The sequence below is a fragment of the Paraburkholderia caffeinilytica genome (assembly GCF_051027425.1).
Lineage (GTDB): Bacteria > Pseudomonadota > Gammaproteobacteria > Burkholderiales > Burkholderiaceae > Paraburkholderia > Paraburkholderia caffeinilytica_A.
Map to the genome: position 1 here is coordinate 272469 of NZ_CP186553.1, position 24462 is coordinate 296930.

Below are 24462 nucleotides of genomic sequence, written 5' to 3' on the forward strand. Positions count from 1 at the left end.
AAGCATAAGCACGGAGAATACGACGAAGTGCAATCCAGCCAAGGTTTCGGGCAATCGCTCGTGTCATATCTACGCCTGCTTCGATGGGCCGTCGCTGCGATCCTCTGTCAGATCCTGTCTCCTGCCTGGAGCGCTCAACCGTACTATCTCGCGCTGGGTGATTCGCTCGCAAAAGGTGAGCAATGGAGCCCAACTGGCGAAGTTTATTATCAAGGGTATGCGGAGGATCTGGCGCCGGCGATCAACATTCGACTCGAGAATCTCGGCTGTGGCGGGGAGACGAGTGCCACCACGGTCAACGGAGGCCTGTGTTCCTACGCCGGCTATCCTTCCCAACTGGCAGCGGCAGAAGCTTTCATTCGCCAGAACGCGGGCAATATCGGCCTTGTCACGATCGACATTGGCGCCGACGATTACAGCCGCTGTCTGCAGATCAATCTCGACTTTGCTACCTGCCTGGTCGGCAAGACGGCACAGGTCGTTGCTGATCTGCAGACGATCCTGAGTGGCTTGCGGGCAGCGGGCGGCAGCGCCTTGCACATTGTCGCAGTCAATTACTACGATCCCTATCTTGCATACTGGCTGCAAGGGGTAACCGGGCAACTGGAGGCTAGCGCTATGCTCACCGCGATTACGGCATTCAACGTCGCGGAGGCCGCCCAGTACGTGCTCAACGGTGTGTTCGTTGCCGATGTCTCGACCGCCTTCCAGTCCCTGAACGTGGTTCCAACGTCATATGACGACCGGCAGGTTCCGACCAATGTCGCTGTTATCTGTCGCGACACATGGATGTGCGCTCAGGGGAACATCCATGCGAATACCACCGGTTACCATCTCATTGCCTCAACTATCCGAGGGTTGCTCAGGGGTAGGGCCGATTCGACATCATGAACGGATCTGCTGGTGATCGTGCCCGGGACAGGTCGCGTCAGGCAGCGCGGTCGGATCCAGATAGTGCCAGATTATCTGACGCAGAGCGGGCTGAAATTATTCAGCAACTTGTTCAGTTAATGCGCGACTATGGTCTTACAGTTAAGGATTTTGCGGAAGACAACGGCCAGCACGCGCAACGCAAGCGTCAGTATCAGAATCCCGTGCGCTGATACGTACGCGTATTCGTATCGTTCGTATACTAGGCTAGGCGACTCGCGTCGCTGGACGCGTAAACGCGGCGGGATGGTCGCCAGCAAGGCCTGCTATATTCTGTTGCACTTCATTTTCACCCATGTGTCCTAGTCGGCAGGCCGGACTGGCGAAGCTCGTGGCGCAGTTCAACGCGCAGCAGCAGTTGCCTGAGGACTATCGCATCGTCTTCGAGAGCGCGCGCTTCCGCAAGCCAGAACCGATGTCCGACAATGGCGAAATCGCCGTTGCAAGATCCAGTAAAAAACCGCATCCTTGAGGCTGTTCGAATCCGCGTTCGACACCACGTTCAACTGGCGCCACGACAGACGATCTGTGACACCGCATCAACGCGTCGCCCAGTTTTGACTGCCGGAATTTTCCAATTATTCAAACAATATAAAGTCAATTGTCCGCGTCGACGGAATTTTGAGCCCGTTCTATTGACTCTCATGGCAAAAGATACCTCTGGCGCACCGATCACCGGATTGGCCGGCAGATTGAGTCTTGAGTTCAGTGGCGTCCCGATGTCGCCGGAGCAAGATGTATCGTTTTTTCGTTTCGGAGAATTGTCCCCGCAGCCGGGGGAACCTACACGATTCCAATCACTATTCGATCCGATGCGGCATACACAATGACCATCAAACCTAAGCTCGATTGCACCGCTACCGGTCGATTGATGCGGACCTTGTAGTAGTTCACGCTGCTTGTTGACGATGTGAGTTGCCTCGTTCGAGGCCAATGGAAATTGGTAAGCGGTAGTTCCGACTCATCTGGAAGCGGAAGATGAGAGGGAACAAGATTACGTCCGCAACTAGATACTACGGACGCAGCTTATGGTTGACCTACAAACTGACTTTGACTTCCGGCCCTTTCGGGTAAACGGTTGTCGGCAAGAACAGGTACGACCGGGATAGCAAGCGCAATCTGATCGAAGCGTGCCAGGAACCCGGCGCCTCCGTGGTCGGGCTAGCACTCAAGGCCAGCGTAAATGCCAACCAGCTTCGCAAGTGGATTTTGTCCGTCGCCAGGCAACAAATCAACCTGTTCGGCCCATTTGAATTTACGCTAGGCGGCGCACGCTTGGATATCGACGCCCTAGCCGAGTATTATGCCGATCCGGCATGGTGGAGCAGGATCAGGCTTCCCCGCAGGCATAGCAGCTTTGAGCGGCGTCGATGACGTTCGCATCGTCGCCGGTGCATCAGATAAAGTCTGTATCACACGGGAGTACCGACATGGGCGAAGCAAAACGCCGACAACAGGCCGCGACCGCATCTATCACGCTTGAGCTGCGCGAGATCGCAGCGCGCGTCGATGCGCAGATGCAGTATTTCGAAGCGACAGAACTGGATGAGACCGAAATTCTCGCAGCGATGGTCGATCACATGTCCGTTTTCCACCGCCTGATGCAAAGTCTCAACAACCCTGCCATCAACCTTCTCGGGCAGGAGTTCGGTGGTTTCTATCGCTATGCGAAAATCGTAGAAACGCCCGCCACGGGCGTGGCCACATGGCAGATCTAGGTGTCCTCCGGTCAGGAACGCAAATTCGTCGACGAACACCGCATCGCCGCCGCGATCGACCAGCGCGTGCGCCAACTCGAAGCAAAAGGTATCTCCGGAAAGGCGCTGCTGGAACCCACAGGATACACGCCCGATCTGCATCGGTTCTGGCATGGCCCCTAACCGCAGATTTTTTCCGAACAGGGAAGGCTAGGATAACGGCCAAGCAACGTGTGTGCGTAGTTATTGCGCATTTATCTTGACAGCCAGTGTGTCTCCATCGCTTAATTCTCTCGAAATTGTTCTACCATCGACAGGCATCGTAGCTATATTTACTATCTGGCCGGTGTGTTCCTCTCGAGGGCATTTGCCGCGCGTTCTTTCGACAATCGGACGCCAACGATCAAGTCGTACTATCACGCGCGCGCTTCCGGGTTCCTTCTCTATCGAGGTAAACTCAATAATGGCTCGCCCAAGCAATTGCGCGTGGTTATTTCGACGTAACCGTGTTACGGAACAGCCCGATGGCAAATATACCGGGCCGCCGGGCGGTATGACACTTACATCTAACACATCTGGCTTCCAGCTTGCTGGCGATGTGCCGGACGTTTCTAACGAACCCTTTCGGATTTCGTGCACATTCCCAAATAACTTCGAAGTGATCGCTACCTCATAAGATATAGCTTTACCTCGCTGTGCATTAGCAGTGGTGACGGATTCTCTGGATATAGCGTGATCGCTCATTATGCCAAATATCATGACAGATAATGAAAGTGCGACAAATTTATGCATTGCGCTCATTTTGTTTCCGTGTCGAAGATTCAAGGCTGCAGGTTTAACATTGATGCGGGTAAATGCTCTCGTTACAGCACGTATTACAGAAATACTGGATGTCAATGCAAGCATTATCAATAAGAATGTTCTTGCAGAGATTTTTCCCACTATCAACCGGGAGCGGCTCGGCGCGTCGATGAGCAAGACTTCGTGCCGGGTAAAGGCAGGTCCGCGACGTCGCCGCGACCGATCGCCGTACCTGCAAGCCATATCGGCGATGCTCTTCGCAACTCGTTCTAAATTGAGAGGGCACTCAGCGCATGGGAGCGGTCTTCTGCCGGCGCGATGCCGCTGGCGTTGAGCGGATTGAGGTGCTCGGCAAAGGGAATCGAATCCGCCTTGTGCGTCTGCCACCGACGAACTGATTGCAGAACGAGCCCGCTACCGTCGGGCGAACGGTCTGCCACTCTTGCTGTACCGCGGCCGCTGCTCATCGGACAGGAGAAGTCGCTCTCGCGCGGCGCGATCCACCTGATCGTCAAGGGGGCCTTTGCACTGGCAGCCGCAAGGCTGCGCGCACGCGGGTCGGAACGGCACGCGCAGGCCGATCAGATCGCCAGCGCATCAGCCCACTGGGTGCGCCGTACCGCCGGCTCGTACATGAGCGACCAGCAGATCGATCTGTGCTTCGTGCGCGACAATCTGAGCCATCCGTCGCTCGTCACGAAGCCACGCAGATCAACCACCGGCTCGGCTGGGTCTGATTTAGCGCAAAAAATGCGCTCCTTGCATGATCGGGATGGATCATGGTTTCATCCCGCCCGATGCAGCTATCCAGCGTGGGCCTGCAGCCTTGCGCTTATGGCTATCCGGCTTATCCAGTACAGAGGAGAACAGATGGAAAATCCAGCATATCGACGGGTGAAAGACGATGGTGGCCCCGATATTAGGGGTTCGTCCACTGTTCAGAGACGAGAGGGAGGCATCGCGGTCGTGGGTTTCCTGCACGGCCTGAATCTGCCAGTGGGCGGCAGCAACGGCAGGATCACCGGCCGGCGCGTACATTCGGCAATGACCATCGAGAAGGAATTCGATGCATCCACGCCCTACCTGTACCAGGCTGCGGCCAAGGGCAAGACGCTCAAGTTTGTTGAACTGAAGTGGTATCGTATCAACAACGCTGGAAAGGAAGAGTGACGTTGCCCGCGAATTTCGTATCCGCTAATCGAGAGTTTATTATGCCGCTTGCTTTCGCTGGGTGGCGTGCCAGTTTTGTTCAAATTGTATCGGACTGACGAAGTTCAACGTCGAGTGCAGACGCCCATGATTGTAGACGCTCAACCAGTCTCACCTCGTCTATTGCTTCGCGACGCTCCGCAAAGCGTTGGCCGTGAATGCTTGCCTGCTTCAGCGATCCCCACAGGCGGCAACTGCCGTGCACGGCGCGTCTTCACCCGCTCCAGGCTGATCCATTTGCGAAGCTGGCTCGCATTCACGCCAGCCTTGGGTGCCCGGCTTCTGGCATGCCTCGATCAGTTTGCGTTTGCCCACGGGGTCGTACCGGTTCTTGCCGTCCGCGGAAGTCCACATCACCCGAAGGGGCAGAAAGTCAGAGTCAGTCGTCAGGCTCAGTCATAGGTTGCGTCCGCAATGTGGTTGTCTGCGGACGCAGTTTGACCCTTTTCGACTGGCCCCGCGAGACGCGGGTGAAATTACCGCTAACTCCTCTAATAATCAGCCGCGGTCATCGCGACTCTGTTTGGCTCGGTCCCGGTTCAATGCAGAACGACTGGCGTCGGCTTCGCGTAATAGTTGATCAGCTTGCTCGCGAGCCACCCGTGATCGTCGGTGTTGCTGAAATTCCTGATCACGTTGGTGGTATTGCCGCCACCCCACAGGATCGCAAACACGTTGTTGCCTGCTGCAAGAGCCAGCTTGCCATTGTCGGCGCTCCAGTTGTAGTTGTTCGGCTTGCTTTTGTACTCGAGCAGATATTGCTGGTAGGTCGAGTTCGACGTCAGACAGTTATACGCAGTCGCTCCGCATGACGCCGCGTAATTTCCGACCGACGTATTCGTGTTCGAACTACTTGCAGCCCCCTTGATGATGTTGTCGAGATTTGCGGTGAGATTGCTGTCGCCGAAGAAGTAGACGGGTGCCGTGCTGAAGACGTACGAACCCGCCGTGCCCTGGAACAGTTCCGGATTCTTCTCGACCGTATTCGGAATGTGCGAGCCGGGAATCTGCCACAGCATGACCGGAATATTGCTGTTCGCCTGGCTAAGCTGCCCCACTGCGCTCAGGTAGTTATCCCACGATCGTGCGTTGTAGAGCGTCGCGGCGCCTGGTGCCGCGCTGTCGTCCATTTCATAGCGGTCGAACAGGATGAAGTCGGGACCAACCGCGTTCGACATGCTGATCGCAGCAGGCGCATTGCTGTTCAGCCAGTTCGACACAGGCGTCGAATAGGTCGATGCAATCTGCGCGGCAGTCAGGTTCTGATGCAGCCAGAAGCCCGTGCCTGTGGCCCACATATTGTCCTGCCAGCCGAACGTTACCGTCCCCTTCGGGGCGAGCGTACGGATCAGCCAGTTGTTCGCCTGCACCCAGCCTCCAAATCCGGCCGGAAACGTCGGTGTGGGGTACGTGTTCGTGTCGTACACAGGGTTGTTCACGCAGGCATTGAACCAGGTACCCACCTGGCTATAGGCGCCGGCCGAGGTCGCATTGTTCCCGCCTGAATTCCAGAACGGATCGTTCGAACCGTCAATGCTCCACTCGGGGTAACCGTCCGCCAGCATGTTGCGCAGGATTTGCACCGGCGTACCTGTGTAGGTTTTGCCGAGATAGGGTGCGGAACCCGCACCATTGGGGTTCGACGTGTTCGTGTAACTGCGGCTCGTCGTCATCAGACACATCGCCTGTGCGACGGCCTTGTTGACGGCACCGGCAGGCAACGCCGAATCAGCGACGCCTGCATAGCCGTTTTGCTGCATCGCGCCCAGCAGGTCGGGGTTCATCAGTAGCGAACCGTAGTAGCTTTTCCCTTGGTACGTCACTGGGAAGCTCTGCAGCATGATCGCGTCGGCCGCAAGACTGGCGAAGTGACGTCCCATCAGATAGGTCGCCGTCGGGTTGCCGGAGCTCTGGCCCGCCACGCCGTTGGTGAAATCGTCGAAGTTGGCGCCGCCGCTCATCTGCGCGGTGTATTCGACGATTGCAACGCGGGTCGGATGCTGGTTGATCGGGGCAAGCACATTGAAGTCGTTGGTCATCCTCCAGGCGTTAGTCGGCGGATCGATGACGCCCGGATCTCCATTTCCGTTCACGCCCGCGTATTTGAAAGCGACGTCGACAGGCTTGCCACCGAAGTCGTCATTGCCGCCCGTCGAGGTGGCCGTTGGCGGTGTGATGTTGGGACCACCGATTGCGCCCATCGCGACGTAGGAAGGCCAACCGGGCACTGATCCGCCCGTCCAGCTCCCCGGAGTTGGAGTTGGAGTTGGAGTTGGAGTTGGAGTCGGAGTCGGAGTCGGAGTCGGAGTCGGAGTCGGAGTCGGAGTCGGAGTCGGAGTCGGAGTCGGAGTCGCCCCGGCGCAGTTACCGATCACGGTCCACGGCTGACCGCTTCCGGAGCCGCCGTTGTAGGACGCTGGATTCTGGCCTTGGGTCCACCAGTTCGCCTTGTACTCGATGCCGTTGTAGGTCACGATGCTGCCGCCGGTATAGGCCGCGCTCGCATTCCAACTGGCAGGGCAACTGCTGGATGAACTGGTCGATGTGGGAGGCGACGTAGTGGACGTGCTGCCGCCGCTTGAATTCGCCCCGACCGGTGTCCATAGACTTGACACCGTTGGATTCCAGCCGGAACTCGAATAATCGGTCTGATTCAGGATTGCCTGATAATTCTGGCCGTTATAGGTGACGATTGTCCCAGCGGAGTAGTAGGTATCGGGCGTCCATGCTGGATAGGCCTGTGCATTTTTGTACGATGCGCCGACTAACAGCAGAACGGATGCAGCAAGCAGGGTAGGCTTGAGAACCACGCTCGTCATTCTTCTTTTCATCTTTGTTGACCTCGTAAAGGTTTCCCCGATTGACGGTCATATTGTTTGAATAATTGAAGAATTCCGGCTGTCAAAACTGGGCGACCCTGAAGCGATGCCACGGATCGTCGTTATGGCGCCCATTGAAAATGGGGTCAAACGCGGACTCGAACGGCCTCAAGGATGCGGTTTTTTGCTGGATTTTGCAACGGCGATTTCGCCGTTCTCGGGTATCGGTTCTGGCTTGTGGAAGCGCTCGTCCTCGAAGACGATGCGATAGTTCCAAAGTAACTGCTGCTGCGCGTCGAACCGCGCCGTGAGCTTCGTCAGGGCGGCGCCCAGCGATTCACGTGCCTCGCGCACCTGCGTCAGTTCAGTCGCCTGAGTCCTCGCCGTTATCTGCAGCGCATCGTACCTGGTCGCGACACCGGTTTCGGCGACGAGTCGCGCTTTGTTCCTGTTCAACTGGGTGATTTCGTTCTGCCTGACGACCAGCGTCTGGTTCACCTGGCGCAGTTTAGCCTGCAGGTGCTGGACCTGCTGCTCGTGCCGATGTGCTTTGTGTTCGAGCAGCTCGCTGGTGGCAGTGCGGCATGGTTTGAGCGCCTCGTGCGAATGCTGCAGTTTTTTCTCGATCGAACGACGCAGGCCGACGTGTTCGGAAAGTTGCGCGGTCAGATCGCGCAACGGCACAATGGCGGTACAGATCCTCGCAAATGGGCCTGTTTCTTATTCAGGGACTGCTTTTTTCTTGATCTGGGTCTAGACGCGACATCCCGCCGGCCGACAGAATGTCAAATTAAGAATGCGATGCGGGTAAAGGCTGCGCGAGTGAGACCACATATAACCGCCCCCGGCACTCACCTTGATGGAGGGATGCCGTCAGTCAAATCTTGGAATGGCAAATGAAATCGGTACGTCACGTATGTCAGGGCGGGACAGCAGCGGAACGAGTCAGGGAGGCGGTGGGCGACGATGTGTTCGAGATTGCGGACAACTGTGCAATCGGGCCTCTGGCAGACGTCGATTCGCCATCACCCGATGCTCGCGTTGCTTTCTGGACGGAATTTTTTGAACTGGAGGGCCTGAATCCACCGATCGACTGGCGCGCCGAATTCTGCGGGGCCAGCGATGCGCTGTCGCGGATTGCGACGGGCGCCACGGAGATTGTTATCTGGGCAGGGTCTCATCCGACAGAGCAGGCACTGCGCCGCCGTACGCACTGGTGGCTGATGGGAGCCACGGTACCCATCTCGGAAGTGATCGTCAGCATACAGGACGTGACCGAGGCTGCCCGTTGTTGCATTCACGCACCGGTTGCCTTGGTTCCGACCGAGCGTCTGCGCTCACGCTTCGAACAGCGTTCGCGAGTCACGCATGAGGAGCGTGTGCGACTGGCCACCGAATGGATCGAGTTGCGGGATCGCGGAGAAGGGGTTCGGATCTGGGATAATGGCCGGCTGCTGGAATGCCCCATCGATCATTACGATGCTCATCTGCTCTCGCTTGCCTCACCCGCGCCGATTCCGCTTTCCAATGTTCTCGGGCGTGCCATGGCGGCCACTGGGCAGAGTAGCACATTCTGTAAATGGAGGCTGGCTACACTACTTCGCTCAGGCGGGCTCTCGCTGGTTGAGGGTGATCTGAAAGACTGGTGCTCAGTAAGCGTGCGCCGTGTTGAAGGCGCAGACTCCCGATAAGGCGACTGCTCTTATTGCCGGTTGCCTCAGCGTTCGGTAGCGGGCTTGGTCGATGCTCATTTTCAGGCGTCATGGCAGATCACGGCGACATAGGCTGCATTGGATGCGGGCGAGCGGATTTCGCTGCCCGCTCAACAGAAAAGACGATTTTTTGCATTCGAGCTCGCCAGTGCTGATGGTGCGGCTGACGGCCACCTGCCCGTCGTCGATTGGAACGGCATGCGTCACACGCTGCGCCGCAAGTGTACACGCGCCGAGCGGGCCTGCATTCGGAATAGAGCGAACCATATCATTGAGCGCCGTTAACATAACGACGAGCAACGCAGCAGGTGCTGGGAGAGGGCGTCCGGATAAGGCGCTGCACCTAGCTTCGCCCCGCGCGGCGGCACCTCTGAGCGTAATGGGGCATGAAGTACGCGTATCGTTGCAACAGTTTACTGTTGGCCACAACCGATATCGCCTTCCTTGCAATGCAACTGTTCATCAAGAAGCCAAGTCTGGAGTCGGGTCAGCCGGGTCAGACATTGTGCCCGAGCCTGCGGTTCTGCGCTGTATCCGCCAGATTGAAAGGTCAGAAAAGTGCACTGCGCATCGCGATAAGCTATCCACGCCTGCTCAGCTTGGCGCAATCTGATCCCGCCTTGAGGGCTGACCTTCTTGAGCAGCGCGCTGTACGTTTCGTTGAGCTTTCTGTCGGATGTCTGATAGTCATTCGCGGCCTTGGCTACCGTGGGAAGAATGACGCTGAGGGATAATAGGACCGTGACGATTTTTTTCATGAGAACCTTGAGCCATGTACGTTGTGATGGCCGGTAGCACGCTGTCGCGATATAACCCGCAGCAGTGAAGAGAAAAGATGAAGCCTGTCTGGGAAAATCCAGACCGCGAGCCCTATGTGCGCATAACGATATGCCATTCGGGTACGCGGAAGCCATCAGAATGATCTTGAGTTGACCGCTCCTCCCAATATTCGCGCGAGGTGACTACGACGCCGACCGCGACTCGCATACTGCGTTGAATCGATGCGCACAAAAAACCTCATTCGCCGTTCAGGCAAATGAGGTCAAGGTCGTTTCTACACAAGGGGCGCGTAGAGTCCCCCGCAGCATGCTATGTCAGCCATAACCCGGCACACTGTTTCCCATGGAGGATCTACGCTGGCCGCAAGCATAGGTCGGCTCGCGGATACTGGCAACGGACATCGTCGCCAGATCTGTCGCAGATCAAAGCAGCGGCCTGTACATCAGGGTTGCACCACGAAAAAAGCCGTATCCGTGCCTACGGATACGGCCTAGATTTCATCGCGAAGGGAGAAAATCGTGAGGCAGGTGTGACGCGTACGTCGCGCCTTCCAGGCAAGGCCTTGTATTGCACAAGGCTGGACGACAACGCTTCACAACAGACAATCTATCCGTCAGTCTGAGAAACCGCAACCAGGGTCGTCGCCGACCTTGATGTATATCTGTGCATCATTGTTCTGGGCTGCTAATGCGCGATTGCGCTCGGGACGTTCCTTGTGGCACTCATGGAGTGCCACCCATGATTGCCTGTGCCCTGAAAATACGAATGCATTCCGGAGGTAGGTTACTCCTGACCTCGCTCGCGTAACCTGCGTGAGCCGAGCCTTGTGGCTCGACGTTCTGTGGCAGGGCTTCATGCGATTGCTCGCAACAGGTTTTTCGCACGAATTGCAAATCTCCGGGAGCCTTACCAGCCAATGATCTGAGCGCGATAGCGATCCCAGCAATCGCTGTTATTTCGTTGGACTTGTCGGCGGTACGCACCTGGCCGAGCACGGCACCCAGGCCACTGCCATAGGCCGAAACCAGATGGATGGCATGTTCGCCGCGCTGATGCGAGCCGCGTACAGTCTTGCCGTCGATAGCCACAATCTATCCGGCCAGCGCCGGACACAGGGTGCTCATCCAGCGGATGAAGCAGGCATCGAACTGCCGGGAGTTCAGGGCAGCAAAGACCCGCCCGAAAGTGTCGTGCGACGGAATGCCGTGCACCAGCGGGATATGGCCTCGCAGCCAGTCGAGTTTCGTCTCGCCCCATACCTGAATACCGTGCCAACTGTCGGCCCCCGGGAGGATCGCGCATAACGCCATCACCAGCATCTCAGACAGATTGTGCGCCGGCATTCGGCTACGCGGGTCTCGCAGATCACCAAACGCCTGCTCGGTACTCAGGATACCTTGTTCTTCTTTCATCACTTCTGTTACAAAAAGACAGAAGTAAACCCTCAATTACACACGGTTTTGTAAACCATTGATTGTTATCGGCCCTTCATGCGAAAGCCCTACCCTTCCATGCGCGGAACCGTGGCATTGGGATATATCTTATTGCTCGATGATTGCGGGTTGCGTATAAATACGTCCGCTCTTTCGGCTTCCTGTAGTCCACATTTGAGATTCAAGAGTATTTGATGGCAGATCCACTTCCCGCTCGTACGCTAGACCCGTCCCGCCCCCGCTTGCATCCATTACTCGCAGTCGCTGCGGGCTCGGTGATTCTGGTCAGCCTTGTCGGCATAGGTGCGCTGACCGGGCTGTTACCCGCGAGACCTTCATTCGCTGTAGTTCCATCAGCCAGCAATCTGGCCATCCCGCCAGCGTCGGCAATATCTGCTATGGCCAGCACAGCGACTGTCGCGAATCCAGTTGTTGCATCTGAGTCTTCGCCCTCCATTCGTCCGGTACAGGAACGGCTTCGTACTTCTGCACATCATCGTGATGCGGCACCCGCTCCACACCACTCAGCCGCTCGCCGCCCACCGGCATCACCCCCAGTTGATCCTTACGCTGGCTATGTGACGTCGGTTGAGCCCGTTCAGGTCGAGCCGTCGTCGACCGGGCTGGGCGCAATCGGTGGCGCAGCAGCGGGCGCCTTGGCTGGACACCAGTTCGGTAACGGACGAGGCAAGATGGCGGCCACAATCGTGGGCGGTCTGGCTGGCGCATTCGGCGGCAACATGGCCGAAAACCGGATCCGCTCCAGCACGGTGTGGCGAGTCCATCTGCAGATGGAAGACGGCTCGTCCCGAATTCTGACGTATCCGACACAACCCTCCGTTTACGCGGGGCAGCGGGTACACGTCAACGGTGACCTCCTCCGCGCGGGATAACGCCTGATCCAGCCCGTCTGAATCGGGGTGCCCTCAAGAATCTATGGTTTCCCCATTTTTGTAAGACCGCTTGTCGATGTCGTTGTTGGCTTGCGTAAATCTAATTCGGCGTCGTTTTGGGGATAGCCCTCCGTGCCACGATGAGATTTGCGCCTGACGGTCCTAAAAACGGACACGATCTCGAAGACTTGTTTCTTGATCCGGTTTGCTGGCAGGCCACTGTGCCATTCACGTCATCAATTTTCAGTCGTCGTAAAACCAGTTGGGTGATTCGTAAAGTGAGAGTAGAACCGCTCGGTCAAGCCGGAGAGTCAGCCGACCCAGCGTCAAACACGGTATTGCGAGCCATGATTGCCCACTTCGTTCGGGCCAGCTTATTGGCCAGTGCGCAGGCAACGACGTTTGAATGCCGCTGCGTCAGCATCGTGCGGTCCCGCACCATCGAGTCACGAACGCGATGCAGAGCCGAAAGGGTTTGCTGCGATTCCGTCTTCGGCGTTACAAACCGCATGGCAGGACGGGAAGCCGCTTCGCAGATCGCTTCAGCATCCACGAAATCGGTTTTATTGCTCTTGACGAAGGGCCGCACGAACTGGGGCAAAATGAGTTTGACCTGATGCCCGAACGAGGCCAGCTTGCGTGCCATGTGATGCGAACCCGCGCAGGTTTCCATCACCGCCATGCATGCGTGGAACGTGGCGAAAAATTCGATCGACTGTTTGCGCACCAGCTTATTGCGAAACACTGCCTTTCCTTTCCCGTCTTGTCCATGCAGATGAAAACTGTGCTTGCCCAGATCGATGCCAACCAGCGTCACGTCTTGCATGATGGTCTCCAGTCGAGAATTGACGTCGCAAGCCTGGCGCACTCACGGGGCGAGGGTGACCATCACATTACGTACGCTAACAGGCCGTTGAAATACCACGGGTGGCGTTAGTGTCTTCGTGTGCCGCCAGGTCGGCTTCGCTTTTATCGATTGTTACCTTCCCGGTTTCAAACCCGTTTTCTATAATGTTATGAAGTTTTCACGTCACGGGCAGGGCGACGGGTTATGGACGAGTCCCACGCACAAACGACACCAGCGAATCCGGTCAGCCCGGAAATGCCAGAGTGGATGATGGCTACCGCGGTTCGAGTCGAGCGAGCCTTGTTACGCCGGCTTCCTGTTTGTGACGGTCCGGCATCTGGACTTGCCGAGGCCATGCATTACGCAACACTTGGCGGTGGAAAGCGTATCCGCGCAATGTTGTGCCATGCGGCCGGGGCACTGCATGCTGCTCCGCTGATGGTACTCGATGATCTGGGGGCCGCCATCGAGATGATCCACGCGTGCACGCTGGTCCACGATGACCTGCCTGCAATGGACAATGATGTGTTGCGACGCGGCAAACCAACCGTGCATGTGCAGTTCGGTGAAGCAACCGCCATTCTCGTTGGGGATGCGCTTCAGACCCAGGCATTCCTGACCCTTATGGAAGTGGATGTCGCATCCAGATATCGTGTGATTCTGGCACGCGAGCTTGCCCGGGCAATTGGAGCAACAGGTGCGGCGGGAGGGCAGATGATCGACCTGGCCCACGTGGGGCAGAGCATGAGCTTGCCACAACTTGTCCAGATGCATCGCATGAAGACCGGTGCCGTTATCCGGGCGGCGGTACGAATGGGCGCACTATGCAGTGTGCCGGACGACCAGGGCCATGCCGCGTTGTATGAGTCTCTGGACCGGTATGGTTTCGCGGTTGGCCTTTCCTTTCAGGTAGTCGACGACATCCTCGATGTCACCACGGATTCACCAGCATTGGGAAAAACCACGGGAAAGGACGCTCAGGCCGGCAAGCCGACCTGTGTTTCGGTGATGGGGCTGGAAGATGCGCGAAGGTTTGCCATGAGGCTGCATCAGGATGCGCTTGCGGCCTTGCAGCCCCTGGGGCCACCTGCGATGCAGCTCGCGGAGCTGGCCAGTTTTGCGGTGAACCGGATCAGCTAGGTCCGGCGGGTGTCCGTTCGGTGTAATAGCGGTTGCCGTGAACACCGCTACGGATCACCAGCGGTAACAATCCGCTTGAAGCCCGGACTGCCTGACGGTTGTCGGGACAGAAGTGACGACGATGTACGACTTGCTGAAAACCATCGACGACCCGGCTGCCCTGCGCCGCCTCGATCGCCGCCAATTGCAACCGCTTGCAGACGAGTTGCGTGCCTTCGTGCTCGACAGCGTATCGCAGACGGGCGGCCATCTTTCGTCCAATCTCGGCACGGTCGAGTTGACCATTGCTCTGCACTATGTGTTCGACACGCCACGTGACCGGATCGTATGGGACGTCGGCCATCAAACCTACCCGCACAAGATCCTGACGGGCCGCCGCGACAAGATGCACACGCTGCGTCAACTGGGCGGCATCTCGGGATTCCCGAAGCGTGACGAGTCGGAATACGACACCTTCGGCACCGCGCACTCCAGCACCTCGATCTCGGCTGCGCTCGGCATGGCCGTTGCCAGCAAGCTGCAGGGCGAGAACCGCATGGGCATCGCCGTGATCGGCGACGGCGCGATGACGGCCGGCATGGCCTTCGAGGCAATGAACAACGCCGGTGTCGAAGACGACGTGCCGCTGCTGGTCATCCTCAACGACAACGACATGTCGATTTCGCCGCCGGTCGGCGCGCTGAATCGCCATCTGGCGCGTCTGATGTCGGGCCGTTTCTACGCTGCCGCGCGTGCGGGTGTGGAACGCGTGCTGCGCGTCGCGCCGCCTATGCTCGATCTGGCCCGCAAGCTCGAAGAGCACGCGAAGGGCATGATCGTGCCGGCCACGCTGTTCGAAGAGTTCGGTTTCAACTACATCGGCCCGATCGACGGTCACGACCTCGATTCTCTGATCCCGACGCTGCAGAACATCAAGGAACTGCGCGGTCCGCAATTCGTGCACGTCGTCACGAAGAAGGGCCAGGGCTACAAGCTGGCCGAAGCCGATCCCGTGCTGTACCACGGCCCGGGCAAGTTCAATCCGGCCGAGGGCATCAAGCCCGCCACCACGCCGTCGAAGAAGACCTACACGCAGGTGTTCGGCGAATGGCTGTGCGACGCGGCCGAGCTGGACCATCGCGTGATCGGTATCACGCCGGCCATGCGTGAAGGCTCGGGCATGGTCGAGTTCGAGAAGCGCTTCCCGGATCGCTACTTCGACGTCGGCATTGCCGAGCAGCATGCGGTGACGTTCGCCGGCGGCCTGGCCGCGGACGGCATGAAGCCGGTGGTCGCGATCTACTCGACCTTCCTGCAACGTGCTTATGACCAGCTGATCCACGACGTCGCGCTGCAAAACCTGCCGGTGGTGTTCGCCATCGACCGCGCGGGTCTGGTCGGCGCGGACGGCGCAACGCACGCGGGCGCTTACGATCTGGCGTTCCTGCGCTGCATTCCGAACATGACGGTGATGGCGGCATCGGACGAAAACGAATGCCGTCAGATGCTGTACACGGCATTGCAGCAGCCGAATCCGACGGCGGTGCGCTATCCTCGCGGCGCCGGCACGGGCGTGGCAACGGTCAAGCAAATGACGGCGCTGCCGCTCGGCAAGGGCGAGATCCGTCGTGAAACGTCGCAACCGGCCGGCAAGCGGATTGCGATCCTGGCTTTCGGTACGATGGTCGCGCCGTCGCTGGCGGCGGCCGAGCAACTGGACGCCACGGTGGCGAACATGCGCTTCGTGAAGCCGCTCGACTCGGACCTCGTGAAACAGCTAGCCGAAGCACACGACTACCTCGTGACCGTCGAGGAAGGCTGCATCATGGGCGGCGCCGGTTCGGCCTGTGTGGAAGCCCTCCTTGAAAGTGGGGTTATTAAGCCCAATCCCGTACTACGGCTGGGTCTTCCCGACCGTTTCCTTTGCCACGGCGATCTCGCGCAATTGCTCGCTCTGTGCGGCTTGCATTCGAAAGGCATTGCTGAGGCGATATTGAAGCGATACGCGAGCACGTCAACGTGCCAGGTTTTGCCCGGGCTATCTGAACGCATCGACATTACCCCCCATGAGGATCACCTGTTCACATAGGATGGAGGGGTAAATGGCCAGTCCAATATCAATTCTGTTGTGTAACTCTCATGGAGGCAGTCGCCATGGACCCAGCAAGGGCATCGATTGATCTTGCTACAAAGATCGCGAACGCCGTATCAACAGTTTCGGCTCAACCATGGGAAATCCTGACGGAACGCAATCCCGACGGCGGACGGACCTTTGAGGCTGCGGATATCGCACGACTGCAGCAGATCAGGAGCGAATATGCAACCCTCTCCATGCGGGGAAATGTATTCTGCTTCAGGGAGGCATTCGACTATCCGGGCTTCAGTATTAACGAATACTGTCGCGATCTGCATCCAAATCCGGTTGGGGAATCGATAAACCTGAAGATTCAGGCATGGTCGGAAAGTCATGGTATATGGATTCCCGGTATTTCAGAGCATTGTCACGACATTGCAGCATTTCTTCACCCGGAAGCCGGGGAAGACAGGTTTATCGCAGTTGCAAAATGTCTGTCCGTGGATTGGTACCTGAACGATTCTATCGGGCGGGAGTGGGCACCCACAATGAGCCCGGCCGGGCAGGCCAATGCGATGGCTCTGCGTGAACATATTGTTGAGATATCCAGGGCCATGAAGGTGGCACCAGATGCCCCCCTGATCGATAAAGCCTGTGTCGAAATGCTGCTGGAGATGCAGGCACTGTCCGGACACCCAACGTGGTTTTCCAGATTTCTGGAGATGTGGATCGGACATGTGCAACGTTCCTGCGGAAATATCAATGCAGAAAACCTGGGGCAGGTTCCGGACGTGTTCACCTACCTGCAAAACAGCCCGCACCAGTCCGGGCTGTACTATACATTGGCGCATTTCGAATTCTCCCGGGATGAATACCTGGACTGGTCGACACTGACTGAGTACTGTCTGGCCAGTGACGTGCGAAATTTGTGTTGGCTGTGTGCACTCATTGGAGGCCTCTCTAACGATCTGATCTCTTTTGAGAAGGAATTTGTGACGCATCAGTCCCAATCCAACTTCGTTGTGGTTCTGATGTTGAATTATCCAGCGCTGACACTTGGCGAAGTGGTGGAGGCAATCATGATGATCTTGCGGGATCTGATGGAGCACTTCGTGACGTTGTCGGGAGCACTGAAGAACAGATGCGCAGGCCGGCATGGCACGCCCGCCTTCCGGGCGACCGGGATATTTGTTCAGGCGGTCGAGTGGGGCATCATGACGACGTGGGTCTGGCAAACCAGAAGTCAGCGATACCAGCACGCCAGATCGATATTCAGGGAAACACAACAGGGTTGATGCGACTGTGTCGGAGTAAGGGGAAAGCGTCCGGCATGATGTGGATTGCTTCCATTATCAGTGATTGAGGATTCGCGGCAGAAGGCGGCGCAATTTCCTTCTCCTTTGTCACCCTTCTGCTGAACGTGCATCACCTTGACGCCGGACAGGGTGACATGGACGCCCGAAAGCTCTCGCGGCGCATGGGTCGGACGCCCTGGTCAATATATGCCCGGCTGATCCGTCATGGTGTCGGGGACCTTCGGGATGTGATTGAAGATGAAGGAGAGGTCGATGGAAAAGCCGGCCAGCACAGGCAGTGCGGACAGTTTTCCCCACCCGGAACTGCCACCCATGGTTCTAATACATGTAAGACAGTCGCCTTATTCCGGAGTGTTGGAAAACGAAGTGATTGCATGGATGCATGAATGGGGGCTGCTCGACGACAGGGAGAAACTTGATCGTGTAAAGAATATGGATGTCGGAAAATACGCTGGATTTTCATATCCCAATGGCGCCTATGAGGATACCCTGCTGTACGCGAAATACATTACGCTCTGGCTTCTTTGGGATGACTTTGTGGTTGAAAAGCACGAAAACCTGAAGGAGGTCGGAAAAGCCCTTCACAGGATATTTTCATGTTCAGTTCTTCCTGGCCCATTCAGGGAAAACGGCTACATGCTTGCATGGCGGAATATCGTTTCGGATCTGCGCGACAGGAACGACTCCCAGGAATTCTTCGACCGGCTGGCGGAGAGCATGCGAATATGGGTCAGGACGGCGGACCTGGAGCGCAGGAGCGTCGGAAATGCGGTTACAGGCGGATTCGGAAAATACCTGAACAGGAGAATGATCACGATCGGCATGATACCAACCGCCCAGCTCCTTGAAACCTTTGCGGGCACAAAGCTGTCAGACTCAAGAGCGATAAGAGGCATGGTACGCGTCGCCTGCAGGATTGTCGGGATTGCAAATGAACTGGTGAGTTTCTCGAAGGATACAAACTGGATCAATCTCGTCAATGTATGCTCGCAAATCAACGGATGTGGTGTGCACGAGGCACGCATCAAGCTGATTGTTATCCATAACAAATCTGTTCAGTCCCTTGAGCGAATGGTCAGGCTATCAAGCGGGGATATCCGGACATGGGGCGAGAGTTTGCAATACTGTGCAGAAGGATTTAGCTACTGGCATACCGTCTGTCCTAGATATGCAGGCTCGAATATCGGTGCAGATGTAATTGACAGATCCAGCTTGTAATGGCGGTGTCGCAGTCAGTGATGGCGCAAATCTCCTAACATCAGGCTTACTGGTTAGCAGGCTGTTGAAATACCCCCAAAAGGCCCGCCAGATGGCGAGCCCTTGAATGGATTGGGGAACATAAAATGCGCCATCGTGCGACATCAGACTAACTGTGCGTGTGTCAGCGTTGGGCAGGGAAGGCTCGCTTCTGAGTAGTTGATCGGGAAAAGGGCTATGAGGACTTGCTGACCAGTCTACCCGAACCGACACAGAGCAACGGTACCTAAAAAAAGAAACGCCGGTGCGTCCTTGCGGACGCGCCGGCTGAATGTTCTGGACGACAGTCCGAGGCAACCCGCCAGAACCTGAGAGGCATTCAGAATAGCTCATGACGGGGACTGCAATATCCGGAACAGAGGGGGGAAATCGCAACTGTTTGCCTGATTGCAGGCCGCCATCCGCATGCGATTGACTGTAGATATCTACAGTGCCGCTCAGGGCTTTCGCATGAATTGTTAAAGCACCAGGAGCCCTGCCAGCCAATGATCTGAGCGCGATAGCGATCACAGGAGGCGGCTTTAAGTCGACGTAGTTTGAGGCTGTTTTTTGTCCGCGTATCGCACCTGAGCAGATTCATTGCTATACGCCGCAGGATGGCAAAGTTCTGCGAGGCGTTGTCGATTCGCGCCCGGCACTGGTCTTCGCCGAATGTCATATCGAGCACCCAGTGTGAGCTGTTCCCGATGGCCCAGTGTGCACGTACCGCGGGTGCGATGTGTGTCGCGTTGGGCGGCAGGCTGGACACAACGAAGCGGCGCCCGGTTGCCGCGTTGTCGCCGATTTCACGCGTGGACCCGATCATCACAATCGAGCGCATCCCAGGCCAGGGTTCGGGCTCAAACTGCAGGTCGGCCAGGATGTCGGTGGCAAGGCAGCGGCGCGTCTCAATGCGCCCGTGGCCTTTCTCGACTTCGCAGTGCTCGCTTACGGTGGCGAGTTTCCGGTAGCCGTCATGGAACCTGTCAACGGCCTCGAGCGCGGTGCGCATGCGTGCCAGCAGCGTGGGCAGGTTGCCCTTCACGGCCAGCACATAGTGGGCGCCGGCCTCAGGAATCCGTGTGGCGATGTTACGCTGGCAACCCATCGCGTCGATCGTCACGATCGCGCCCCTGAGCAGCAGGGCGTCAGGCAGTTCAGGTATCGCAGTTATTCCGTTGGACCTGTCGGCGGTACGCACCTGGCCGAGCACGGCACCCAGGCCACTGCCATAGGCCGAAACCAGATGGATGGCACGTTCGCCGCGCTGATGCGAGCCGCGTACAGTCTTGCCGTCGATAGCGACAATCTGCCCGGCCAGCGCCGGACACAGGGTGCTCATCCAGCGGATGAAGCAGGCTTCGAACTGCCGGGAGTTCAGGGCGGCAAAGACCCGCCCGAAGGTGTCGTGAGACGGAATGCCGTGCACCAGCGGGATATGGCGACGCAGCCAGTCGAGTTTCGTCTCGCCCCATACCTGAATACCGAGCCAACTGTCGGCCCCCGGGAGGATCGCGCATAACGCCACCACCAGCATCTCCGACAGATTGTGCGCCGGCGTTCGGCTACGCGGGTCTCGCAGATCACCAAACGCCTGCTCGATATACTCAGGATACCTTGTTCTTCTTCCATCACTTCTGTCGCAAAAAGACAGAAGTAAACCCTCAATTACACACGGTTTTGTAAGCCATTGATTGTTAACGGCCCTTCATGCGAAGGCCCTGGATAGGGAGGGGACATCCGTACGCCAATGGGAATGTTCCTAGATTCAATGGAAGCTCCTGTGGGTTATCGTACGGGTTACGCCCTCCTGTGCACACCTACTGGTGTAACCAGTCGCGGGCAGCATGCCTTCTGGAGAGAACACATGGACATATCCAGCTTCTTGACGTCGCTGCAAAATACCTTGGGAGTCTATCTGCCGAAGATCGCCGGCGCGCTTGGCATCCTGATCGTCGGCTGGTTGATCGCGGTGGTCGTCCGGGCTTGCATGCGCAAGCTGCTCGCGGCGATGAAAGTCGACCGCCGCATCGCTGAAAGCACGGGCCAGGGTACCCAGGTCGAGAACGTCATCTCGGGTGGCCTGTTCTGGCTTATCCTGCTCGTCACCGCAGTCGGGATTTTCAATGTCCTGAACCTGTACGCGGTGTCGAATCCGTTCTCACTGCTCGTCGCGAAGATCCTCAACTATTTGCCGAACCTGATCGGCGGTGGTGTGCTCACGCTCATCTCATGGCTGATTGCGTCGCTCCTGCGCGGCCTCGCCGACAAGGCGCTCAAGGCTAGCAAGGTCGATGACAAGCTTGCCGAGAGGGCAGGGATGCGGCCGATGAGCGCGCATCTCGGCGACGTGCTCTTCTGGCTCGCGATCCTGATGTTCATCCCGGCGATCCTCGCCGCGTTGGATCTGAACGGGTTGCTTTCCCCCGTGCAAGGGATGGTCGACAAGATCCTCGCGATCGTGCCAAACATCTTCGCTGCAGCCGTGATCGGATTCGTCGGCTGGCTGCTCGCGAAAATCCTGCGCGGGCTTGTCACCAACCTGCTCGTCGCGGCGGGCGCCGACAGGTTCACCCAGAGTATTGACAGTCCGACGCCGGTAAGGCTGTCAAACCTCGTCGGCACCGTGGTCTACATCTTCGTGTTCGTGCCCACGCTGATCTCCGCGCTCGATGCGCTGAAGATCAATGCTATCTCAAGCCCAGCCACCAACCTGCTCAACCAGTTCCTGAGCGCCGTGCCTAATATTGTCGCGGCTGTCGTGATCTTGCTGATCACGTACTACGTTGCACGTTTCATTGCGGTACTCGTGCGGAAGCTGCTGGTCGCGGCGGGTGTCGACGGACTCCCCGTCTTGCTCGGCGTCGAGCGGGTGTTCTCGGGCATGCTGCAGCCGTCTGTGTTGGCGGACCGACTCATGGTCTTCTTCGCAATGCTGTTTGCCACCGTCGAGGCCGCGAATCGACTCGGCTTCACGCAGGTGCGCGACGTCGTCACGCTGTTTATTGAGTTCGGTGCGCGCATCCTGATGGGCAGTGTCATTCTCGTAATCGGCTTGTGGCTCGCGCGTCTCGCGCGCAGGGTGATACATCAGGTGGATCACGATTGCAGCGGTCTGCTGTCCCGTATCGCGCAGTTCGCGATTCTGGGTCTTGTGTTCGCGATGAGCCTGCGCGCGATGGGCATCGCCAACGAAATCGTGCAGCTCGCGTTCGGCCTCGTCCTCGGTGCGATCGCTGTTGCTGTCGCATTGTCGTTTGGCCTCGGTGGGCGCGAAGCGGCGGGAAAGCTGCTCGATCGATGGGTTATTCAACGCGGCAAGGACAATTGACCTAGCCGATGCACAAATTGGTTTGCCGCTGCGTGGCAGGCAGAATGTGCCCGTCGCTACTTCGCGAGGGCGCACGATCGTTAATGTGGGGTGAGCCGAATAATGGCATTCGGTTAGGGCTTTGGCGCGGCACCAAATCACTGGATAGTAGTTTCCTCGTTCGTGCATGTGATCTTGCGGCGTTTTGTGTCCACCGATGTGGCCGATGGAACTTGCGGCAGCGCAAACCGATCCGGTTGCGCCGCGCGATCGGTGCAGGACCGGTCTTGATGAAAGGCCTCAGTCAGACTCTCGAAATTCGCCCTGTGTGTTCCAGTTCATTCCCCAATCAACCACCACCTTGGGGGCCCCAAGCGACCTAGTTTCCAGACGACCGAGGTGTCTCCCGCTCGCAATACTAAGGGCTCGACGCTCACTGATCGTCGTCACAGGTATTCCTGCATCCGGCTTTCCTGAGTGCCGTGATCTGCAAGGCCGGATTCTGGTCTTGTGCTCACCGGTGACATATTGGCGCTGCAGCAATTCGTTGCCGACGGTGTGGGATTAGAGAGCGCTTGCCCTCTCGCAGTTTTGAGGGATATACGTCTCGTTGCGCTTTCTGTCAGATGCCGGATAGTTATCCTCCACCTTGGCAACGGCGGGAAAAAAATGACGCTGAAAGATAGCAAAGTCACGACGAGTTTTCATAAAAACTCCGAGCTATCACATGCGCGGGCTTGTAACGCGAAGTCGCGATATACTGACTAACAGTAAAGACAGTATGTCTGCTGGAGGCACCCGGGTAAGCAGCGCTAATAATAATGAGTAGGTGATTCAGGCTCATTGGGGCTATCAGAATAGTCTTGAATTGATCAATCCGTGCGCCTCTCCTTCTTCGGCCGTCGCGCACCGGTACGAAACGGCCGCCCCGCCTTGAAGCTTGGGCCTCCTTCTTGATATGTGATTTGCCTTTTAATTGAAAATTGTCAAATTCAGATGCCGAGGAATACGCGATTAGGAAAAGGCCTATTGATAAACGCAAATCTGAAGAAATTTCCCTAGTACGTATGCGGCGTGGTATTGCGTGCCGCAGTCTGGCATTCGCTCCGCCGCCAGTGGTCTCCTGCTTAATAAATTCTGGCTATGAGGCGCATTAAAATGCATCGGATTTATCAACTGCGCATTTGAAAGATATAATGCGGTATTGCACCTGCTTACACAATGGCATCTTTTCGCAACTACCCTAAGCTTATAGGAAACGTTATGTCGCTTATCAACACCCAAGTCCAACCGTTCAAAGCACAGGCATTCCACAACGGCACGTTCGTTGAGGTAACGGAGCAGTCGCTTCTGGGAAAATGGTCGGTCGTGATTTTTATGCCGGCAGCGTTCACCTTCAACTGTCCGACTGAAGTCGAGGATGCGGCCGAAAACTACGCCGAGTTCCAGAAGGCGGGCGCAGAAGTCTACGTTGTTACGACGGACTCGCACTTCTCGCACAAGATATGGCACGAAATGTCGGAAGCGGTCGGCAAGGCGAAATTCCCGCTGGTCGGTGACCCGACCCACCAACTGACTAATGCTTTCGACGTGTATATCCCAGAAGAAGGCCTGGCGTTGCGCGGCACCTTCATCGTCAATCCGCAAGGCGTAATCAAGACGCTGGAAGTCCATGACAACGCGATCGCCCGTGACGTGTCGGAAACACTGCGCAAGCTGAAGGCCGCGCAATTTGTCGCCAATAACCCAGGGCAGGTCTGCCCGGCCAAGTGGAAGGAAGGCGCGAAGACGCTGACCCCGTCGCTCGAACTGGTCGGCAAGATCTAGGCGCCAACTGAAGCTGTAGTTGTTGGCGAGCCGGCCGATTCCTTCGGTCGGAGTCGAAATAGTGGCCCGTCTCCTCTCAAGTATCAGGATCATCATGTTGGACGACAGTCTCAAGGTGTAATCACAGACCTGCGTTGGAGCGCGTCCCGGTCGCTCGCAATCGTGGTCGCTGGATGCGCAAGCGAGTTCTCGCGAGCCCGAAGAACTGCTACAAACCATCGCCGGGCTGTCGGGCAAGATCACTTGCGCACTGACGGCAATGGCACCAAGAAGCCGTCGTTCACCTTGTTGCCGGTGGCAAGCGCCCGGGCTGCAAGGATGGCGAGATTCATTGGCACGGCTCACAGCGCGGCCAGATCGTGATGGACGAGCGCAAATTGAGCATCGAGCGGCCACGCCTGCAGCGTCGAAGCGGCGGTGAAGTGCCAACCCACCTACAAGCAGTTGAGCCAAGATCCG

Annotated in this window: 20 protein-coding genes and 5 pseudogenes; 15 read left to right on the forward strand and 10 right to left on the reverse strand. The window is 57.3% G+C overall.

The window, feature by feature from the left end; genetic code table 11:
* Positions 1 to 60 precede the first annotated feature (60 nt).
* From ACOSV0_RS21790 to ACOSV0_RS21810, 5 genes and pseudogenes are all read left to right on the forward strand, one after another.
* Positions 61 to 891, forward strand: coding sequence for an SGNH/GDSL hydrolase family protein (locus ACOSV0_RS21790; RefSeq protein WP_434116051.1), 831 nt, complete (start codon positions 61 to 63; stop codon positions 889 to 891).
* Between the two features lie 370 nt (positions 892 to 1261).
* Positions 1262 to 1402 carry a hypothetical protein gene (locus tag ACOSV0_RS21795; RefSeq protein ID WP_434113454.1) on the forward strand — a complete coding sequence of 47 codons (141 nt, stop codon included), beginning with the start codon at positions 1262 to 1264 and terminating at the stop codon, positions 1400 to 1402.
* Between the two features lie 556 nt (positions 1403 to 1958).
* Positions 1959 to 2139, forward strand: a pseudogene (locus ACOSV0_RS21800) (transposase); the annotation flags it as partial.
* Between the two features lie 221 nt (positions 2140 to 2360).
* Positions 2361 to 2648, forward strand: a complete 288-nt coding sequence (locus ACOSV0_RS21805; protein ID WP_434113456.1) for a hypothetical protein — start codon at positions 2361 to 2363, stop codon at positions 2646 to 2648.
* On the forward strand, positions 2649 to 2810 hold the full coding sequence (locus ACOSV0_RS21810) for a hypothetical protein (protein WP_434113458.1): 162 nt from the start codon (positions 2649 to 2651) through the stop codon (positions 2808 to 2810).
* 60 nt (positions 2811 to 2870) lie between these two features.
* Here ACOSV0_RS21810 and ACOSV0_RS21815 read toward each other — a convergent pair whose 3' ends face one another.
* The gene (locus ACOSV0_RS21815) at positions 2871 to 3671 is read right to left on the reverse strand and encodes a DUF6013 family protein (protein ID WP_434113460.1); all 801 of its coding nucleotides are present in this window, start codon (positions 3669 to 3671) and stop codon (positions 2871 to 2873) included.
* Between the two features lie 50 nt (positions 3672 to 3721).
* Here ACOSV0_RS21815 and ACOSV0_RS21820 point away from each other — a divergent pair.
* Both ACOSV0_RS21820 and ACOSV0_RS21825 read left to right on the forward strand, forming a co-directional pair.
* A pseudogene (locus tag ACOSV0_RS21820) lies at positions 3722 to 4165 on the forward strand (tyrosine-type recombinase/integrase); the annotation flags it as partial.
* Between the two features lie 133 nt (positions 4166 to 4298).
* The gene (locus ACOSV0_RS21825; RefSeq protein ID WP_434113462.1) at positions 4299 to 4598 is read left to right on the forward strand and encodes an Hcp family type VI secretion system effector; all 300 of its coding nucleotides are present in this window, start codon (positions 4299 to 4301) and stop codon (positions 4596 to 4598) included.
* A gap of 39 nt (positions 4599 to 4637) precedes the next feature.
* Here ACOSV0_RS21825 and ACOSV0_RS21830 read toward each other — a convergent pair.
* From ACOSV0_RS21830 to ACOSV0_RS21845, 4 genes and pseudogenes are all read right to left on the reverse strand, one after another.
* Positions 4638 to 4824: pseudogene (locus ACOSV0_RS21830) on the reverse strand (IS3 family transposase); the annotation flags it as partial.
* A 352-nt stretch (positions 4825 to 5176) separates the two neighbouring features.
* On the reverse strand, positions 5177 to 6865 hold the full coding sequence (locus tag ACOSV0_RS21835; protein WP_434116199.1) for a hypothetical protein: 1689 nt from the start codon (positions 6863 to 6865) through the stop codon (positions 5177 to 5179).
* A 228-nt stretch (positions 6866 to 7093) separates the two neighbouring features.
* Positions 7094 to 7468, reverse strand: a pseudogene (locus ACOSV0_RS21840) (carbohydrate-binding protein); the annotation flags it as partial.
* 156 nt (positions 7469 to 7624) lie between these two features.
* Positions 7625 to 8134 carry a hypothetical protein gene (locus ACOSV0_RS21845; protein WP_434113464.1) on the reverse strand — a complete coding sequence of 170 codons (510 nt, stop codon included), beginning with the start codon at positions 8132 to 8134 and terminating at the stop codon, positions 7625 to 7627.
* Positions 8135 to 8352: 218 nt separating this feature from the next.
* Here ACOSV0_RS21845 and ACOSV0_RS21850 point away from each other — a divergent pair, with 218 nt between their 5' ends.
* Positions 8353 to 9147 (forward strand): DUF3658 domain-containing protein, encoded by a 795-nt coding sequence (locus ACOSV0_RS21850; protein WP_434113466.1) that lies wholly within the window; start codon positions 8353 to 8355, stop codon positions 9145 to 9147.
* A gap of 434 nt (positions 9148 to 9581) precedes the next feature.
* Here ACOSV0_RS21850 and ACOSV0_RS21855 read toward each other — a convergent pair whose 3' ends face one another.
* The 3 genes from ACOSV0_RS21855 to ACOSV0_RS21865 all read right to left on the reverse strand — a co-directional run bounded on the left by ACOSV0_RS21855 (position 9582) and on the right by ACOSV0_RS21865 (position 11360).
* Positions 9582 to 9926, reverse strand: a complete 345-nt coding sequence (locus ACOSV0_RS21855) for a lysozyme inhibitor LprI family protein (protein ID WP_434113469.1) — start codon at positions 9924 to 9926, stop codon at positions 9582 to 9584.
* Between the two features lie 744 nt (positions 9927 to 10670).
* Positions 10671 to 11036 carry a hypothetical protein gene (locus ACOSV0_RS21860; protein WP_434113470.1) on the reverse strand — a complete coding sequence of 122 codons (366 nt, stop codon included), beginning with the start codon at positions 11034 to 11036 and terminating at the stop codon, positions 10671 to 10673.
* 3 nt (positions 11037 to 11039) lie between these two features.
* Complete coding sequence (locus ACOSV0_RS21865; RefSeq protein WP_434113472.1) at positions 11040 to 11360, reverse strand: ISAs1 family transposase; 321 nt, start codon at positions 11358 to 11360, stop codon at positions 11040 to 11042.
* A gap of 599 nt (positions 11361 to 11959) precedes the next feature.
* Between ACOSV0_RS21865 and ACOSV0_RS21870 the strand changes: the two genes are divergently transcribed.
* Complete coding sequence (locus tag ACOSV0_RS21870) at positions 11960 to 12274, forward strand: glycine zipper 2TM domain-containing protein (protein ID WP_434113475.1); 315 nt, start codon at positions 11960 to 11962, stop codon at positions 12272 to 12274.
* A 424-nt stretch (positions 12275 to 12698) separates the two neighbouring features.
* Here ACOSV0_RS21870 and ACOSV0_RS21875 read toward each other — a convergent pair.
* Positions 12699 to 13100 (reverse strand): annotated as a pseudogene (locus tag ACOSV0_RS21875) (IS110 family transposase); the annotation flags it as partial.
* 276 nt (positions 13101 to 13376) lie between these two features.
* Here ACOSV0_RS21875 and ACOSV0_RS21880 point away from each other — a divergent pair.
* The 4 genes from ACOSV0_RS21880 to ACOSV0_RS21895 all read left to right on the forward strand — a co-directional run bounded on the left by ACOSV0_RS21880 (position 13377) and on the right by ACOSV0_RS21895 (position 18848).
* Positions 13377 to 14261: a polyprenyl synthetase family protein gene (locus tag ACOSV0_RS21880; protein ID WP_434116053.1), complete on the forward strand. Its 885-nt coding sequence runs from the start codon at positions 13377 to 13379 to the stop codon at positions 14259 to 14261.
* A gap of 121 nt (positions 14262 to 14382) precedes the next feature.
* The gene (gene dxs / locus ACOSV0_RS21885) at positions 14383 to 16329 is read left to right on the forward strand and encodes a 1-deoxy-D-xylulose-5-phosphate synthase (RefSeq protein WP_434113477.1); all 1947 of its coding nucleotides are present in this window, start codon (positions 14383 to 14385) and stop codon (positions 16327 to 16329) included.
* A 65-nt stretch (positions 16330 to 16394) separates the two neighbouring features.
* Positions 16395 to 17609 (forward strand): terpene synthase family protein, encoded by a 1215-nt coding sequence (locus ACOSV0_RS21890; protein ID WP_434113480.1) that lies wholly within the window; start codon positions 16395 to 16397, stop codon positions 17607 to 17609.
* 273 nt (positions 17610 to 17882) lie between these two features.
* Positions 17883 to 18848, forward strand: coding sequence for a terpene synthase family protein (locus ACOSV0_RS21895; RefSeq protein ID WP_434113483.1), 966 nt, complete (start codon positions 17883 to 17885; stop codon positions 18846 to 18848).
* Between the two features lie 358 nt (positions 18849 to 19206).
* On the opposite strand, the gene ACOSV0_RS21900 is transcribed toward ACOSV0_RS21895, so the two are convergent.
* On the reverse strand, positions 19207 to 20403 hold the full coding sequence (locus ACOSV0_RS21900) for an ISAs1 family transposase (protein ID WP_434113485.1): 1197 nt from the start codon (positions 20401 to 20403) through the stop codon (positions 19207 to 19209).
* Between the two features lie 330 nt (positions 20404 to 20733).
* On the opposite strand from ACOSV0_RS21900, the gene ACOSV0_RS21905 reads away from it, so the two are divergent.
* Both ACOSV0_RS21905 and ahpC read left to right on the forward strand, forming a co-directional pair.
* A complete protein-coding gene (locus ACOSV0_RS21905) occupies positions 20734 to 22197 on the forward strand; it encodes a mechanosensitive ion channel (RefSeq protein WP_434113486.1) in 1464 nt (487 codons plus the stop codon).
* Between the two features lie 1242 nt (positions 22198 to 23439).
* Positions 23440 to 24003, forward strand: coding sequence for an alkyl hydroperoxide reductase subunit C (gene ahpC, locus ACOSV0_RS21910; RefSeq protein WP_434113488.1), 564 nt, complete (start codon positions 23440 to 23442; stop codon positions 24001 to 24003).
* The last annotated feature ends 459 nt before the right edge of the window (positions 24004 to 24462 follow it).